The sequence below is a fragment of the Thioalkalivibrio sulfidiphilus genome, assembly GCF_000377945.1.
GTDB classification, from domain to species: domain Bacteria; phylum Pseudomonadota; class Gammaproteobacteria; order Ectothiorhodospirales; family Ectothiorhodospiraceae; genus Thioalkalivibrio_A; species Thioalkalivibrio_A sulfidiphilus_A.
Genome location: NZ_KB898946.1, coordinates 13,737 through 30,467 on the forward strand (window position 1 = coordinate 13,737; position 16,731 = coordinate 30,467).

The following is a 16,731-nucleotide window of genomic DNA, read 5'->3' on the forward strand; positions in this document are numbered from 1 at the left end:
TTTCCTTATTTAATCCTGTTCATCATGTAAATCCTGTCCAGTGTTTTAACTTCTCTGGCCTCCGCGCCTCTGCGGCAATCTTGCGGTTTTCAAACCCGAATCCCGGAAAAATCCGTCGCCACCGGGTGCGGGCCGAAGTCTTCGCCGCTGCCGGCGCGGTCCAGCGCGGTGGTCTTCATGCCGGCCTCGGCGGCGGCGTCCAGTTCGGCGCGCAGGTCGGAGAGGAACAGCACTTCCCGGGGCTCAACACCCAGTTCCTTGGCGATGGCCTTGTAGGAGGCGGTGTCGCGCTTGCCGCCGATGCGGGTGTCGAAGTAGGCCTCGAACAGGGGGTTCAGGTCGCCGTAGGCGGTGTGGCCGAACAGCAGCTTCTGGGCGTGCACCGAGCCGGAGGAGTAGACGGCCAGCCGGAGGCCCTGCTGGTGCCACTGGCGCAGGTGCTCAACGGCGTCCTCGTAGACATGACCCTGGAAGTCGCCGCGCGTATAGCCATCCTCCCAGATCAGCCCCTGGAGCGCCTTCAGCGGGGTGATCTTCTGGTCGTTGTCGATCCAGCCGATCATGCGCTCGATCAGCGCCTCCTCGTCCAGCTCCCCGCCGGCATAGGCCCGGGCGTCCGCCAGCAGGCGCTTCACCTCGGGATCGTCTCGGTGGCCGCGCACGAACTCGGGCAGGTGTTCCCGGGCATAGGGAAACAGCACGTCCTTCACAAAGGACAGGCTGGAGGTGGTGCCTTCGATGTCGGTGAGGATGATCTTGGTCATGGTCAGGTTACCGGGTCAGTCTGGGTAACCGCGACGCAAAGACGCGAAGACGCAGAGGTTCGCAAAGAAAATCTTTTGGGGTTTGAAAAGAAAAAACCTTTGCGGCTCTTTGCGTCTTCGCGTCTTTGCGTCGCGGTCCCAATCTCACTCGCCGAAGCGAGGAAAGCGGCTGGCGATGTCGCTGCCGGTGAAGTGGGCCACCCAGCCTTCCGGGTTGGAGAACAGCCGGATGGCGGTGAAGCGGGGCTCGGGGCCCATGTCGAACCAGTGGGTGGTGTTGTCGGGCACGCTGATGAGATCGCCCTTCTCGCACAGCACTGTGTAGACCTTGTCGTTCTTGTGGATGTAGAACAGGCCCTGGCCGTCCACGAAGAAACGCACCTCGTCCTCGCTGTGGGTGTGCTCGTCCAGGAACTTGGCCCGCAGGGCCTCCCGCTGGGGGTGGTCGGGGGTCAGGCTCACCACGTCCACGGACTTGAAGCCGTTCTCCTGCATGAGTCGTTCCACGTCGGCCTGGTAGGCCTCGAGGATCTCCTCCTGGCTGGCGCCGGGGGCCACGGGTTTGCTGGCATCCCAGCGCTCGAAGCGCACGCCGATGGCGTTGAGTTCGCGGCGGATGTCGTCGAACTCGGTGAAGCGCCGGGCCTGGCCCGGGTCATTGTCCGCGTAGATGCTCAGTGCGCTCACGATCTCAACCTCCGCATTTGCATGTCACATTCAAACAGGAACTCGAAGGCCTCCATGTGCCGGCGTGCCGCCGCCACGTCCTGGCCCCAGGTGTAGAGGCCGTGGCCCTCGATCAGGTAGCCGGGGATGTTGGGCTCCCGGTTCATCAGCTCGTCCACCCGCGCCGCCAGCTGGCGGATGTCCTGGTCGTTGGCGAACACCGGCACGTTCAGATGCGTCTGGTGGGTGTCGATGCCCGGAAAGGCCTTCAGCACCTCGTAGTCCTCGATCACCAGCCCGCCGGGGGACAGCTTGGAGAGCACCGTGGCGTTCACCGAGTGGGTGTGCAGCACGGCGCCCAGGTCCGGGAAGCGGCGGTACAGGACGATGTGCAGGAAGGCCTCCGCCGAGGGGCGCTTGCCCTCGGAGATCACGTTGCCGTCCAGGTCCACCACCATCAGGTCGTCCTCGGTGAGCTCGCCCTTGTGTCGCCCGGAGACGGTCACGGCCATGTGGTGCCCGTCCAGGCGCGCGGAAAAGTTGCCCGCCGTGGCCGGCACCCAGCCCCGCTCGAAGAAGAAGTGCCCCGCCGCGATCAGCTCCGCCGCGCGCACCTTGAAATTGGGATCCTGTTCGTTCATTTAAAGGCTGTCCGTTGTCAGTGGTCCGTTGTCCGTTGATCAAGGCCTTCAACAACTGACCACTGACAACGGACAACTGACAGAACTACTTAACCCGCATGCCCGGCCTCGCGCCATCATCCGGGTTCAAAATGAACAATTCCTTACCCCCCGGCCCCGCGGCCAAAACCATGCCTTCCGACAGGCCGAACTTCATCTTGCGCGGGGCGAGGTTGGCCACCATCACCGTGAGCCTGCCTTCCAGCTGCGCCGGGTCGTAGGCGGACTTGATGCCGGCGAACACCTGGCGCATCTCGCCACCCAGATCCAGGGACAGGCGCAGCAGCTTGTCGGCGCCCTCCACGTGTTCGGCCTTGACGATGCGCGCCACGCGCAGGTCGATCTTGGAGAAATCCTCGATACCGATCTCTTGGGCAATGGGACCGCCTTCCAGTTCCTGCTTCGGCGCGCTGGCGGCGGTGAGATCCTCCCTGGAGGCCTCCTGCAGGCGCGCCACCGCATCCGGGTCCACCCGGGTCATGAGCGGCTCGAAGGGATTGATCCTGTGCGCCAGCAGGGGCTCGGCCACGTGGTCCCAGGCGAGCGGCGCGACGTCCAGGAAGCCCTCGGCTTTCTCCGCCATGGCGGGCAGCACGGGCTTCAAATAGGTCATGAGCACCCGGAACAGGTTCAGGCCCTGGGTGCAGACCGCCTGCACCCGGTCGTCCATGCCGGCCTGCTTGGCCAGCACCCAGGGCTTGTGCTCGTCGATGTACTGGTTGGCCACGTCGGCCAGCGCCATGATCTCGCGCATGGCCTGGCCGAACTCCCGGGCCTCGAAGAGTTTCGCGATCTCGTCCCGGCTGCGGGCGAAGCGCTGGTAGAGGTCGGCGTCGGGCAGGGCGTCGGCCAGCTGGCCGTTGAAGCGCTTGTGGATGAAGCCGGCGCAGCGCGAGGCGATGTTCACCACCTTGCCCACCAGGTCGCTGTTCACCCGGGCGATGAAGTCGTCCAGGCTCAGATCGATGTCATCGACCCCGGAACCCAGCTTGGCGGCGAAGTAATAGCGCAGGTACTCGGGGTTCAGGTGATCCAGGTAGGTGCGCGCCTTGATGAAGGTGCCCCGGGACTTGGACATCTTCTGGCCGTTGACGGTGAGAAAGCCGTGGCAGAACACCGCCGTGGGGGCGCGGAAACCGGCGCCCGTGAGCATGGCGGGCCAGAACAGGGTGTGAAAGTAGGCGATGTCCTTGCCGATGAAGTGATAGAGCTCCGCTTGGCTTTCCGGCGACCACCAGGCGTCGAAGTCCAGGCCGTGGCCCTCGCAGTAGCGCTTGAAGCTCGCCATGTAGCCGATGGGCGCGTCCAGCCACACGTAGAAATACTTGCCCGGTGCATCGGGGATCTCGAAGCCCCAGTAGGGGGCGTCCCGGGAGATGTCCCAGTCGGTGAGCCCCGCCTTGAACCACTCGTTCAGCTTGTTGCGGATCTCCGGCTGCAGGCTGCCGGAGCCGGTCCATTCGCGCAGGAACTGCTCGAAGTCCGCCAGCTTGAAGAAGTAGTGTTCCGACTCCTTCTCCACGGGGGTGGCCCCGGAGATGGCGGACACCGGGTTTTTCAGGTCCGTGGGCGCGTAGGTGGCGCCGCAGGCCTCGCAGGAATCGCCGTACTGATCTTGCGCGCCGCACTTGGGGCACTCGCCCTTGATGAAACGGTCCGGCAGGAACATGCCCGCCTTCGGGTCGTAGGCCTGGCGGATGGTGCGCCGGGCGATGTGCCCGCCGTCCCGCAGTCGCGTATAGATGAGTTCCGCGAAGTGCTGGTTCTCCGGCGAGTGGGTGCTGTGGTACTGGTCGAAGGCCACGTGGAAGCCGGCGAAGTCGGCGCGGTGCTCGTGGCCAATGCGCTCGATGAGTTCTTCCGGCTCGATGCCCTCGGCGCGCGCCTTCAGCATGATCGGGGTGCCGTGGGCGTCGTCGGCGCACACGTAGATGCAACGGTGCCCGCCCATGCGCTGGAAGCGCACCCAGATGTCGGTCTGGATGTATTCCACCAGGTGGCCCAGGTGGATCGGGCCGTTGGCGTAGGGCAGGGCGCTGGTGACCAGGATCTGCCGGGTGGCCGGGGAGTTGTCGGGGGTCTGGGTCATGGGTGCACGGATCGGCGGGAAAAGTGAACTAAGTTAGCAGGTTGGCGCCCTGATCGCCATATTTCACGGGCCGTTGACCCCGCTTGCCGGCCTGATCCCGACCCTTTCACGCCATAAACCCCCATTCTGTGGTTTTTTTGCCGGGGCGCCGTTGGTGTAGAATCCCGAGGCTGTATCCGGTCCAGCCGCAGGCCGGCCCGTAACCCGATTCGATAGCCCCAAGGAGCCCAGACATGTCCGACGTTTCCCGGTTGCAGGTTGAGACCGCGCTCAAAGAGATCCAGGACCCCTACATGGAGAAGGACCTGGTCGCCGCCAGCGAGATCGCCGACATCCGTATCGACGGCGCCAAGGTGGCCGTGGACGTGCGCTTGGGCTACCCGGCCGCCGGCTACCACGCCAAGCTCGCCGACCAGATCAAGGCCAAGGTGGGCAGCATCAGCGGCGTGTCTTCCGTGGACGTGAAGGTGGAGACACGCATCACCGCCCACGCGGTGCAGAAGAACCTCAAGCCCATGGAAGGCATCAAGAACATCATCGCCGTGGCCTCCGGCAAGGGCGGCGTGGGCAAGTCCACCACCGCCGTGAACCTGGCCCTGGCCCTGGCCGCCGAAGGCGCCACCGTGGGCATCCTGGACGCCGACATCTACGGTCCCAGCCAGCCGCGCATGCTGGGCATCCACGGCAAGCCGGAGTCCAAGGACGGCCGCCACATGGAGCCCCTGGAGAACTACGGTATCCAGGCCATGTCCATCGGCTTCCTGATCGAGGAAGACACCCCCATGATCTGGCGCGGCCCCATGGTCACCCAGGCCCTGGAGCAGCTGCTGCGCGATACCCGCTGGCGCGGCCTGGACTACCTGGTCATCGACCTGCCGCCGGGCACCGGCGACGTGCAGCTGACCCTGGCCCAGAAGATCCCGGTCAGCGGTGCCGTGATCGTCACCACCCCCCAGGACATCGCCCTGCTGGACGCCCGCAAGGGCCTGAAGATGTTCGAGAAGGTGGAGGTGCCGGTGCTGGGCATCGTGGAGAACATGAGCATCCACATCTGCTCCAAGTGCGGCCACGAGGAACACATCTTCGGCGAGGGCGGCGGTGCCCGCATGGCCGAGGAGTACGGCGTGGAACTGCTGGGCGCCCTGCCGCTGGACATCCAAATCCGTGAGCAGGCCGACGGCGGCAAGCCCACCGTGGTCGCCAACCCCGACAGCCGCATCACCGAGATCTACCGGGAGATCGCCCGTCGCACCGGAGCACGTCTCGCCGTGCAGACGAAGGACTACAGCTCCAAGTTCCCGAGCATCGTCATCCAGAACACCTAACAGCAGTGGCAAGTCTCAAGTGGCAAGTGGCAAGGTTTTTTTCGAGCCCTGGTCACTTGAGACCTGCCACTTGAGACTGATTTCATGGCCATAAAATCCGACCGCTGGATCCGCCGCATGGCGGAGCAACACGGCATGATCGAGCCCTTCGAGCCGGGGCAGGTGCGTCATGCCGGTGAGGAGCGCATCGTCTCCTACGGCACGTCCAGCTACGGCTACGACGTGCGCTGCGCCGACGAGTTCAAGATCTTCACCAACATCAACTCCAGCATCGTCGACCCCAAGGCCTTCGATGCGCGCAGCTTCGTGGACGTGAAATCCGACGTCTGCATCATCCCGCCCAACTCCTTTGCCCTGGCTCGCACGGTGGAGTACTTCCGCATCCCCCGTTCCGTGCTCACCATCTGCCTGGGCAAGAGCACCTACGCCCGCTGCGGCATCATCGTCAACGTGACACCCCTCGAGCCCGAGTGGGAAGGCCACGTGACGCTCGAGTTCTCCAACACCACCCCCCTGCCCGCCAAGATCTACGCCAACGAGGGCGTGGCCCAGATGCTGTTCCTGGAGTCCGACGAGGTCTGCGAGACCTCCTACAAGGACCGGGGCGGCAAGTACCAGGGGCAGGTGGGGGTGACGCTGCCTAAAACATAGGTGGGTGTGAAGTTGGAAGGGTGAATTGGGAAGTGGGAATGGATCTGGACGTAGGTCGGGCTTCAGCCCGACGCCCATGTCTCACGAAGCATTGCTTGTCGGGCTGAAGCACGACCTACGGGAAGCCACCGTCTTTCTTCCCACTTCCCAATTCACCCTTCCCACTTCAACGGTTGTCCGGGTGACTCGGACACCCGATGAGATGGTCATTCACCAGTCCCACCGACTGCATGTAGGCATAGCAGATGGTCGGCCCCACGAAGCGGAAGCCGCGCTTCTTCAGATCCCGGCTGATGGCCTCGGACACGGGGGTCTGGGCGGGCACCTCTGAAAGCGTCCTGAACCGGTTCACCACCGGCTCGCCGTCCACGAAGTCCCAGAGATAGGGCGCGAGTCCGCCCCGTTCGTCCCGCAATTTCAGATACGCCTGCGCATTGCCGACCGCCGCCTGCACCTTGAGCCGGTTGCGCACGATGCCGGGGTCCGCGAGCAGCTTCTCGATCTTCTTTTTCGTGTAGCGGGCCATCTTCTCCGGATCGAAACCCTCGAAGGCGGCCCGGTAGGCCGCGCGCTTCTTCAGGATGGTCGCCCAGGACAGCCCCGCCTGCGCCCCCTCCAGGATCAGCATCTCGAACAGGTGCGCCTCGTCGTGGCTCGGCACGCCCCATTCCTCGTCGTGATAACGCACATACTCCGGAAACGCGAGACACCAGGGGCAGCGGGGGTCGTGTGTGTCGGTCATGGTTGTTGTTCAGCCGCAGAGGGCACAGGGGACACCGAGGAAAAGCATTCTCTCGCGGAGGCGCAGGGGCGCGGAGAAAAGATTTCTTGATGTGTTTTCCTCCGTGTCCCCGTGGCTCCGTGAGAGGACATGTTTTTGGGATGTTCCCTGAAAAACCATCCTCTCACGGGGCCACGGAGACACGGGGAAAGATTATTTTGATGCAGTTCTCCGCGTCTCTGCGCCTCCGCGAGAGAACCGGCCTTTGATTCACCCCGGCACATCGATGTCCAGCTTCTTCAGCCGGTAGCGCAGCTGGCGGAAGCTGATGCCGAGGAGTTTGGCGGCGGCGGTGCGGTTGCCGGAGGTCTTGGCGAGGGCGGCGAGGATGGCCTGGCGTTCCTGGTCTTCCAGCACGTCGTCCAGGGGCAGGCCGTCGGCGCCGGTGCGGGCGGTCATGCCCAGGGGCGCGCCCGCTTCGGGCAGGTGCAGGTCGGCGGCCTCCAGCACATCGCCCTCGCACAGGGTCGCGGCCCGCTCCAGGATGTTCTCCAGTTCGCGCACGTTGCCTGGGAAGCGGTAGGCGCGCAGCGCCGCCAGGGCGTCCTCGGAAAGCTGCGGCGGCTGGGTGCCCCAGTCCTGGGCGATGCGCGCGAGGATGCGGCGCGACAGCAGCGGCAGGTCCTCCAGGCGTTCGCGCAGCGGCGGCACGCGCAGTTCGATGACGTTGAGCCGGTAATAGAGGTCCTGGCGGAACTGGCCCTCGCGCACCAGGGCGGCCAGGTCCCGGTGGGTGGCGGAGAGGATGCGCACGTCCACGGGGATCTCGCGGTTGCCGCCCACGGGCTTGACCGCCCGCTCCTGGATGGCGCGCAGCAGCTTCACCTGCATGTGCAGGGGCAGCTCCGCCACCTCGTCCAGGAACAGGGTGCCGCCCTGGGCGGACTGGAACAGGCCGGGATGGTCGCCGGTGGCGCCGGTGAAGGCGCCCTTCACGTGGCCGAAGAACTCGCTCTCCATGAGCTCCGTGGGGATGGCGCCGCAGTTCACCGGCACGAAGGGCCGCTCCGCCCGCGGGCCCAGGCGGTGGATCTCCCGGGCCACGCGCTCCTTGCCGCTGCCCGACTCGCCCAGGATGCACACCGGCGCCTGGCTGCGCGCCAGCTTGGCGATGGTCTCCTTGAGCCGGCGCATGGCCGGCGCCTGGCCCAAAAGCTTGGAGCCGTCGTCGGCGTCCTCGCCGCCGACCTGCGCCTTGTCCTTCTCCGAGAGCCGCAGGGCGGTGTTGATCAGGTCCCGCAGCATGGGCAGGTCCACGGGCTTGGAGACGAAGTCGAAGGCGCCGGCCTTGAGCGCCGCCACGGCGGTGTCCATGCTGCCGTAGGCGGTGATCACCGCCACCGGCAGGCAGGGGCAGTGGCGCTGGATGTGTTCCACCAGCTCGATGCCGTTGCCGTCGGGCAGGCGCATGTCGGTCAGGCACAGGTCGAAGTCGTGCCTGGAGAGCAGCGCCCGGGCCTCGGTGACGCTGCCCGCGGCGTGGGTGCTGAGCTTCATGCGCCCCAGGGTGATCTCCAGGAGTTCGCGGATATCGGGCTCGTCGTCGACGATGAGTACGTGCTGGATGCTCATGGACGTCCTGATCACTCGGGCACGGGGAAATGAATGCGAAAGCAGCTGCCGCCGGTGGGCAGGGGAAGGTATTCCAGGCCGCCGCCGTTGTTTTCGCACAGTTCCCGGGCGATGTACAGGCCGAGTCCGGTGCCGTCACGGCCGCTGGTGATGAAGGGTTCGAACAGCTGGTGGCTGATCTCGGCGCTCACCCCGGGGCCCTGGTCCATCACGTCCAGGGTGGCGTGGCGGCCCACCTGGCGGGCGCCGCCCTGCAGGCGGATGTAGGCGCGTCCGTCGGCGGAGCGTCCGTAGGTGAGCGCGTTCTCGCACAGGTTCCAGAGCACCTGGTGCAGGTGGTCCGGGTCGAACAGCACCCGGCTGTCGGCGGGCTCGATGTGCGCCTCCAGCTGGATCTCGTCCAGGCCCTTCTGGCGGCGGAATTCCTCGGCGAACTGGGAGACCCACGCCGCCAGGCTCAGCTCCTCCCGGCGCGCGTCCTCGCGCCGGGACAGGCGCAGCACGCTCTGGATCACCGCGTTCATGCGCTGGCTCTGGGCCTGGATGATGCCCGCCAGGCGCTTGTCCGGGGTGGTGAGATCCTCGGACTCCCCCAGCAGCTGGGCGGCATGGCTGATGGCCCCGAGCGGGTTGCGGATCTCGTGGGCGATGCTGGCGGTGAGCCGGCCCACCGAGGCCATCTTGTCCGCCTGCATCTGGCGGCGCAGCTCGGCGGTGTCCTCCAGGAAGATCAGGGTGCCCACCGCCCGGTCCACCCCCAGGCGGGTGAAGCGCACCCGCAGCTCCGGTCCCCGGGCATCGCCGGGCAGGGTCAGGGCCGAGGCCTGGGCCGGGTCCATGAGCCATTCCTGCAGGGCGGCGTAGAGGCGCGGCGAGAGATGCGCCAGGTCGCTGGGGTTGTCCGTGTCCGGGTTGCCCACCAGGGCCCAGGCCGCCTCGTTGATCAGGTGGATGTGCCCCTGGTCGTTGGCCACGATCATGCCCGACTGCATACGGTCGATGATGTGGGCATTGAGCTCCGCCATGTTGGCGAGATCGATGCGGTGGCGGATGGCCAGGTCCTCGCTCTCCCGGGCCCGGCGCGACAGGGCCAGGGCCAGCAGGGCGGTGGCGAACAGTCCCGCCCCCAGCAGGCCGGTCTGGGTGAAGGCGCCGTCCTTGATCACCCCCAGCACCAGGCCCTGGGCCTGGGCCGCCAGCAGGGACAGGGTGGCCAGGGCCGCGAACAGCAGGGCCCAGCGCCCGGACACCAGCAGGGCCAGGCCCGCCACGGCGGGGATCATCAGCATGCCCAGGCCGCTCGCCACGCCGCCGCTGGCGTACATCAGGGCGGTGATCAGGGGCAGGTCCACCGCCGCCTGCAGGCCCACCTGGGTCTCGTAGGCGGGTCGGCGCAGCAGGCCCAGGGCGAGCAGCACCAGGCCGGCGACCAGGTAGGCCAGCAGGGCGGTGTCGAATACCTGGGGCAGGGCCTCGCCGAGCAGCTCCGGGCCGGTGCCCAGCCACTCCACCGCCAGCAGCAGGCAGACCACCAGCAACCGGTACAGGGAAAAGGCCCGCAGGGAACGCCAGTGGGAATCCTTGCGGGGGCCGGAGCGCAGACGCACGGCGCGTCAGCCGTCCCGGCCCAGGCGGGCCTGGCGTTCGTGCTCCGGGCTGCAGTAGCGGTGCCCGTCGGAGAGGATCGCCTCGTGTTCCGGCACGTGCAGGCCGCAGTGGTCGCAGCGCACCATCTTCTCCGCCCCCAGGGGCTTGCGCTCATCCCGCTTCAGGGTCTTCTTCGGCCGCTTCAGCAGGGTGCGGGCAATCATGAACACGATGACGATGGCGGCGATGACGAAAAGGATGCGCATGAAGGATCCAGAGGCAAGTTGGCAGATACAAGATACAAGGGTTTGGGGCGTTGCCCCAGAGGTCTGGGGTGGAGCAGTGGCTAGTGGCTAGTCTCAAGTGGCAAGGCGGCCCCCACCCCAACCCTCCCCCGCGATGCGGGAGAGGGGGCTTATTCTCCCTCTCCCTCAGGGACAAATCCGCCGGGTGCGGATTTGAACAGCCGACAGGCTGGCCCGAAGGGTGGAGGGCAGGACGCCCGGAATAGAGGGCCCGGGTGAGGGTGGTATTCCTCGCCACTTGAGACTAGCCACTTGCCACTGCTTTCACCCGCTCTTCCATGAAACTTTTCTATGGTCACGATCAGGTCATTTTAGAGCCTCTGATACCCCCCTGTCCCGGCGCCGGTCGCAAACCGAGGCGGGGCGCGGGTTTGCGCCCCGAGGGGGCCATTCATGCCCAGTTTATCCACAGCCTGTCCCCATGCTGTACACCCCCTTACACACAAGATCTTGTGCTTGACGGTTTTCGGAACCCCGTCCTATAGTGTTTCGGGTCACGGGGCCCCACAAGACCCCGGCTTTATCCCCACCACCTGCTCAATCCGCATATCCCGCGAGGCCACGCACATGCAAACGGACGTCAGCACCGAACAGAATACCCGCCCGGCCGCCGCAGGCGCCGCACCCGAAGTCAGCCCCGAATCCCAGGTGACCGCCGCCGAGCTGGCGGCCACCGCCCCCGGTCAGCACCACGTGATCCGCCGTAACGGCAAGGTCACCGCCTTCGACGCCTCCAAGATCAAGGTGGCCATCACCAAGGCCTTCCTGGCCGTGGAGGGCGGCAACGCCGCCGCCAGCCGCCGCATCCACGACATCGTCGCCGAGCTCGCTGAGCAGGTGTGCGAGAACCTGTTCCGCCGCGCCGGCGGCTCCGCCGTCACCGTGCACATCGAGGACATCCAGGACCAGGTGGAACTGGCCCTGATGCGCGGCGGCCATCACAAGATCGCCCGCGCCTACGTGCTCTACCGGGAGCAGCAGGCCCAGAAGCGCGCCGCCGAGGCCGCCACCAGGAAGCCCGCCAGACAGGCCGAGGCCGCCGTCATCCACGTCACCCGTCCCGACGGCACCCGCGCCCCCCTGGACACCGCCCGTCTGGCCAAGGTGGTGGAAGAGGCCTGCGCCGATCTCGAGGCCGTGGACGGCCAGCTGATCCTCAACGAGGCCCAGCGCAACCTGTTCGACGGCGTGGCCGAGAAGGACGTGGGCACCGCGCTGGTCATGAGTGCCCGGGTGCTCATCGAGAAGGAGCCCAACTACTCCCAGGTCACCGCCCGCCTGCTCATGGACACCCTGCGCCGCGAGGCCCTGTCCTTCATCGCCGGCCTGCCCCAGGCCGCCACCCAGGCGGAGATGACCCAGCGCTACCCGGAGTACTTCAAGGCCTACGTGAAGCGCGCCGCCGAGCTGGAACTGCTGGACAGCGAGCTGACCCGCTATGACCTGGACCGCCTGGGCGCCGCGCTCAAGCCCGAGCGCGACCTGCAGTTCACCTACCTGGGCCTGCAGACCCTCTACGACCGCTACTTCATCCACTCCGGCGGCGTGCGCTTCGAGCTGCCCCAGGCCTTCTTCATGCGCGTGGCCATGGGTCTGGCCATCCACGAGATCGACCGGGAAGGCCGCGCCATCGAGTTCTACAACCTGCTGAGCTCCTTCGACTTCATGAGCTCCACGCCGACCCTGTTCAACTCCGGCACCCTGCGTCCGCAGCTCTCCTCCTGCTACCTGACCACCGTGCCCGACGACCTGGACGGCATCTTCGGCGCCATCAAGGACAACGCCCTGCTGTCCAAGTTTGCCGGCGGTCTCGGCAACGACTGGACCCGGGTGCGCGGCATGGGCGCCCACATCAAGGGCACCAACGGCAAGTCCCAGGGCGTGGTGCCGTTCCTGAAGGTGGCCAACGACACCGCCGTGGCCGTGAACCAGGGCGGCAAGCGCAAGGGCGCCGTGTGCGCCTATCTCGAGACCTGGCACGTGGACGTGGAGGAATTCATCGAGCTGCGCAAGAACACCGGCGACGACCGCCGCCGCACCCACGACATGAACAGCGCCAACTGGATCCCGGACCTGTTCATGAAGCGCGTCGCGGAAGAGGGCGAGTGGACCCTGTTCTCCCCCAACGAGACCCCCGACCTGCATGATCTGGTCGGCGAGGCCTTCGAGCGGCGCTACACCGAGTACGAGGCCAAGGCCGCCCGGGGCGAGATCAAGGTGTTCAAGAAGCTCAAGGCCGTGGACCTGTGGCGCAAGATGCTCGCCATGCTGTTCGAGACCGGCCATCCCTGGATGACCTTCAAGGACCCCTGCAACCTGCGCAGCCCCCAGCAGCACGTGGGCGTGGTGCACAGCTCCAACCTCTGCACCGAGATCACGCTCAACACCTCGGACGACGAGATCGCCGTGTGCAACCTGGGCTCCGTGAACCTGGCCGCCCACGTGGACGAGAACGGCCTGAACCTGGAGAAGCTGGAGCGCACGGTGAGTACCGCCATGCGCATGCTGGACAACGTCATCGACTACAACTACTACTCCGTGCCCCAGGCGCGGCGCTCCAACCTGCGCCACCGCCCGGTGGGTCTGGGCATCATGGGTTTCCAGGATGCCCTCTACCAGCAGCGCATCCCCTACGCCTCGGAAGAGGCCGTGGAGTTCGCCGACCGTTCCATGGAGGCGGTCTCCTACTACGCCATCAAGGCCTCCACGGATCTCGCCGAGGAGCGCGGCCGCTACCAGAGCTTCGACGGCTCCCTGTGGAGCCAGGGCGTGCTGCCCATCGACTCCATCGAGCTGCTGGCCAAGGCCCGCGGCCCCTACCTGCAGCAGGACACCAGCATGACCTTCGACTGGGACAGCCTGCGCGACCGGGTCAAGACCGTGGGCATGCGCAACTCCAACACCATGGCCATCGCGCCGACGGCGACGATCTCCAACATCTGCGGCGTGAGCCAGTCCATCGAGCCCACCTACCAGAACCTGTTCGTGAAATCGAACCTCTCAGGCGAGTTCACCGTGATCAACCCGAACCTGGTGAACGACCTGAAGGCGCGCAAGCTGTGGGACGAGGTGATGGTCAACGACCTCAAGTACTACGACGGCTCCGTGCAGCCCATCGACCGGGTGCCCGAGGATCTCAAGCGGCTCTATTCCACCGCCTTCGAGATCGATCCCCGCTGGCTGGTGGAGGCCGCCTCCCGCCGTCAGAAATGGATCGACCAGGCCCAGAGCCTGAACCTCTACATGGCCGAGCCCTCCGGCAAGAAGCTGGACAACCTCTACAAGCTCGCCTGGGTGCGGGGTCTGAAGACCACCTACTACCTGCGCTCCATGGGCGCAACCCACGTGGAGAAGAGCACCGTGGCGGATGCAAGCCGCGCCAACAAGCTCAACGCCGTGAAGGGCGCCGATGCAGCCGCGCCGGCCACCGAGGCGCCGAAGATGTGCTCGATCCTCGATCCCGAATGCGAAGCCTGCCAATAGGCAGGCAGTGGCAAGTGGCTAGTGGCAAGTCTCAAGGAAAAGCACCTCCCTTCCCCTCTCCCTCAGGGACAAATCCGCCGGGAGCGGATTTGAACAGCCGAAAGGCTGGCCCGAAGGGTGGAGGGCAGGACGCCCGGAATAGAGGGCCGGGGTGAGGGTGGTCGCCCTTGCCACTAGCCACTTGAGACTAGCCACTGCCTTTAAAGCCACTAGGCTGCCCAGCACCCATACCGAATAAGAACTGGAGGAATCAACATGCTCTCATGGGAAGACCCCATCGCCGCAGTCACCAAAAAGCAGCCCGAACCGCAGGTTCGCCCCGGCATGGGTCTGCAGGACAATGAGGCCTTGATGAACACCGCCGGCGCCGCGCCGAGCGTGAACCCCGATCCCATGGCCGCCCTGGCGGACGTGGAGGCCGAGGGCACGGGCAACACCGGGCTTGAAGACATCGAGATGGGTGCCGAGCGCATCCGCGTGGATGACAAGAAGATCATCAACTGCCGCGCCGACCTCAACCAGCTGGTGCCCTTCAAGTACCAGTGGGCCTGGCAGAAGTACCTGGACGGCTGCGCCAACCACTGGATGCCCCAGGAAATCAACATGAACGCCGACATCGCCCTGTGGAAGGACCCCAACGGTCTGACCGAGGACGAGCGCACCATCGTCAAGCGCAACCTGGGCTTCTTCTCCACCGCTGATTCGCTGGTGGCCAACAACCTGGTGCTGGCCGTCTACCGCCACATCACCAACCCCGAGTGCCGCCAGTACCTGCTGCGCCAGGCCTTCGAGGAGGCCCTGCACACCCACGCCTACCAGTACTGCGTGGAGTCCCTCGGCCTGGACGAGGGCGAGATCTTCAACATGTACCGGGAAGTGCCTGCGGTGGCCCGCAAGGCCGAGTGGGCGCTGCCCTTCACCCGTTACCTCGCCGATCCCGAGTTCCACACCGGCACCCCCGAAAACGACCAGAAGCTGCTGCGCGAGCTGATCGCCTTCTACGTCATCTTCGAGGGCATCTTCTTCTACGTGGGCTTCGTGCAGATCCTGTCCATGGGCCGGCGCAACAAGATGACGGGCGTCGCCGAGCAGTTCCAGTACATCCTGCGCGACGAGTCCATGCACATGAACTTCGGCATCGACGTGATCAACCAGATCAAGGTGGAGAATCCCCACCTCTGGACCGCCGCGTTCAAGGAAGAGATGCGCACCATGATCCGCGACGCCGTGGAACTCGAGGCCCAGTACGCCCGCGACACCATGCCCCGCGGCGTGCTCGGCATGAACGCCGCCATGTTCGAGGAATACCTGCACTTCATCGCCAACCGCCGCTGCGCCCAGATCGGCCTGACGGAGATCTACCCCGGCGCCGAGAACCCCTTCCCCTGGATGAGCGAAGTGCTGGATCTCAAGAAGGAAAAGAACTTCTTCGAGACCCGCGTGACCGAATACCAGACGGGCGGTGCGCTGAGCTGGGATTGATGTGCTTTATTTAAGGAATGCCGCAGAGGCGCGAAGGCGCCGAGGGACTGGGCACGAAGTGACTTGGGGGAATGTTCAAGGGATTGAATGCAGTACTCACTGCAGGAGCGGTGATTGGAGCCATAACAGGAAGAACCCGCAACGGGATGTAGTGTGATTGAGAGGGGTGCCCCGGTGGGGGTGCCCCTTTTTGTTGGTTCTTTGCCGAATCAAGTGGATTTGTGCACAGTCCCAGGAGAATAATCTGGGTCAGGTCTTGCGTTTTGCTTGTTCTCTGCTAGAGGCGAAAGGCATGACCTGCCCCGATGTCGCGATGTGAATCTCGTTCAGCGATGCCTGGCCCGTCATCTGTCACCGAAAACAATCAGAAGGACGCCCGTGATATCTAAAGTTAAAAACAGAGCCATGGTGTTCTTATGTGTATCTGTTTCCGTGGCGTTCTTTATTCTCGGTGTTCTTCTTCTTTGGTTTCTTATCGATGCCTTAATTGCGGATGAGCCAGTCAACATCATATTTAGATTTCTGAAGCAGAGTTTGGAAGAGTAGCAATGGAAAACGGGAACGCTTTGGGACACTCACAAATCTGCCACAAATCTGATGATTAGCTAAGCTCCGATCTGGGCGCACTTTCAGTCCTGTCGGCTGCAATATGTTCGCATGGCGGCCTGAGTCGGCCGCTTGGATGTCGCGGATGCCAGTAGGGGAGGCGAAGTAATGATACGTGCGATGGTTTGGGCGACGGGGCTGGTGTTGACGGGCATGCTGCTGGTCGCATGTCAGACGACTTCGGGCCCCGGTGTAAGAGGCGATGTCGATGATGCTGCCGTATGGGCTGCGTTGGAGGCGGGCGGCAAGGTGGTGCTGTTTCGCCACGGCGAGGTAGAACGCGGTCCGGGAGCCGGGGATTCCTTGGTTCGAGATGAGAGCTGCGCCCGTGAGCGCAACCTCTCCAGCTTCGGGCGGCGGCAATTTACCCGGTTGGGCGAGGCCTTTGCGGCCCGTGGTATACGCGTGGATGAGGTGTTGGCGAGCCCCTTCTGTCGCACCCGCCAGAGCGCCGAACTGGGGTTCGGACGATTCGAGGTCCGTGAGTTCCTGTCCCTCGCGGAGATCCTGCCGGAGTCGGAGGCTCAGGATGCGGCCCTGGAGGCGGCGGACTTGATCGGTAATTACGCGGGCGAGGGGAATCTTGTGCTCGTGACCCACGAACCGAACATCGTGCTCATCGCCCAGAAAGCGGTGGGCTTTGCCCACGCCTTGGTGCTCGAGCCCCAAGGCGGCCCATTCTTCGAGGTGATCGGCGTACTTCGGCCCTAACCCGGAAATTAGGACCCACAAAAAGCCTG

Annotated in this window: 13 protein-coding genes; 5 read left to right on the plus strand and 8 right to left on the minus strand. The window is 65.1% G+C overall.

Annotated elements, in window-relative coordinates; all coding sequences use genetic code 11:
• Positions 1 to 89: 89 nt before the first annotated feature.
• From mtnC to metG, 4 genes are all read right to left on the minus strand, one after another.
• A complete protein-coding gene (gene mtnC, locus D580_RS0110970; RefSeq protein WP_018954431.1) occupies positions 90 to 764 on the minus strand; it encodes an acireductone synthase in 675 nt (224 codons plus the stop codon).
• A gap of 144 nt (positions 765 to 908) precedes the next feature.
• The gene (locus D580_RS0110975) at positions 909 to 1,451 is read right to left on the minus strand and encodes a 1,2-dihydroxy-3-keto-5-methylthiopentene dioxygenase (protein ID WP_018954432.1); all 543 of its coding nucleotides are present in this window, start codon (positions 1,449 to 1,451) and stop codon (positions 909 to 911) included.
• Entirely contained in the window at positions 1,448 to 2,071 is a 624-nt protein-coding gene (locus D580_RS0110980; protein ID WP_018954433.1) for a methylthioribulose 1-phosphate dehydratase, read from the minus strand. The genes D580_RS0110975 and D580_RS0110980 overlap by 4 nt, the downstream gene beginning before the upstream one ends.
• Before the next feature lie 85 nt (positions 2,072 to 2,156).
• Positions 2,157 to 4,199, minus strand: a complete 2,043-nt coding sequence (gene metG, locus D580_RS0110985; RefSeq protein ID WP_018954434.1) for a methionine--tRNA ligase — start codon at positions 4,197 to 4,199, stop codon at positions 2,157 to 2,159.
• Between the two features lie 233 nt (positions 4,200 to 4,432).
• On the opposite strand from metG, the gene apbC reads away from it, so the two are divergent.
• Together apbC and dcd are read left to right on the plus strand one after the other, a co-directional pair.
• Positions 4,433 to 5,524 carry an iron-sulfur cluster carrier protein ApbC gene (apbC, locus tag D580_RS0110990; protein ID WP_018954435.1) on the plus strand — a complete coding sequence of 364 codons (1,092 nt, stop codon included), beginning with the start codon at positions 4,433 to 4,435 and terminating at the stop codon, positions 5,522 to 5,524.
• A gap of 84 nt (positions 5,525 to 5,608) precedes the next feature.
• Complete coding sequence (gene dcd / locus D580_RS0110995; protein ID WP_018954436.1) at positions 5,609 to 6,175, plus strand: dCTP deaminase; 567 nt, start codon at positions 5,609 to 5,611, stop codon at positions 6,173 to 6,175.
• A 166-nt stretch (positions 6,176 to 6,341) separates the two neighbouring features.
• Here the strand turns inward: dcd and D580_RS0111000 are convergent, their stop codons facing one another.
• The 4 genes from D580_RS0111000 to D580_RS0111015 form a co-directional block, all read right to left on the minus strand.
• Positions 6,342 to 6,917, minus strand: a complete 576-nt coding sequence (locus D580_RS0111000) for a DNA-3-methyladenine glycosylase I (protein ID WP_018954437.1) — start codon at positions 6,915 to 6,917, stop codon at positions 6,342 to 6,344.
• 249 nt (positions 6,918 to 7,166) lie between these two features.
• Positions 7,167 to 8,528, minus strand: coding sequence for a sigma-54-dependent transcriptional regulator (locus tag D580_RS0111005; RefSeq protein ID WP_018954438.1), 1,362 nt, complete (start codon positions 8,526 to 8,528; stop codon positions 7,167 to 7,169).
• 11 nt (positions 8,529 to 8,539) lie between these two features.
• Positions 8,540 to 10,135, minus strand: coding sequence for a sensor histidine kinase (locus tag D580_RS0111010; RefSeq protein WP_018954439.1), 1,596 nt, complete (start codon positions 10,133 to 10,135; stop codon positions 8,540 to 8,542).
• Between the two features lie 6 nt (positions 10,136 to 10,141).
• Positions 10,142 to 10,381 carry a PP0621 family protein gene (locus tag D580_RS0111015; RefSeq protein WP_018954440.1) on the minus strand — a complete coding sequence of 80 codons (240 nt, stop codon included), beginning with the start codon at positions 10,379 to 10,381 and terminating at the stop codon, positions 10,142 to 10,144.
• Between the two features lie 606 nt (positions 10,382 to 10,987).
• On the opposite strand from D580_RS0111015, the gene D580_RS0111020 reads away from it, so the two are divergent.
• The 3 genes from D580_RS0111020 to D580_RS15460 all read left to right on the plus strand — a co-directional run bounded on the left by D580_RS0111020 (position 10,988) and on the right by D580_RS15460 (position 16,702).
• Positions 10,988 to 13,903: a ribonucleoside-diphosphate reductase subunit alpha gene (locus D580_RS0111020; RefSeq protein WP_018954441.1), complete on the plus strand. Its 2,916-nt coding sequence runs from the start codon at positions 10,988 to 10,990 to the stop codon at positions 13,901 to 13,903.
• A gap of 255 nt (positions 13,904 to 14,158) precedes the next feature.
• The gene (locus tag D580_RS0111025; protein WP_018954442.1) at positions 14,159 to 15,385 is read left to right on the plus strand and encodes a ribonucleotide-diphosphate reductase subunit beta; all 1,227 of its coding nucleotides are present in this window, start codon (positions 14,159 to 14,161) and stop codon (positions 15,383 to 15,385) included.
• A gap of 759 nt (positions 15,386 to 16,144) precedes the next feature.
• On the plus strand, positions 16,145 to 16,702 hold the full coding sequence (locus D580_RS15460; protein ID WP_269208101.1) for a histidine phosphatase family protein: 558 nt from the start codon (positions 16,145 to 16,147) through the stop codon (positions 16,700 to 16,702).
• Positions 16,703 to 16,731 lie beyond the last annotated feature (29 nt).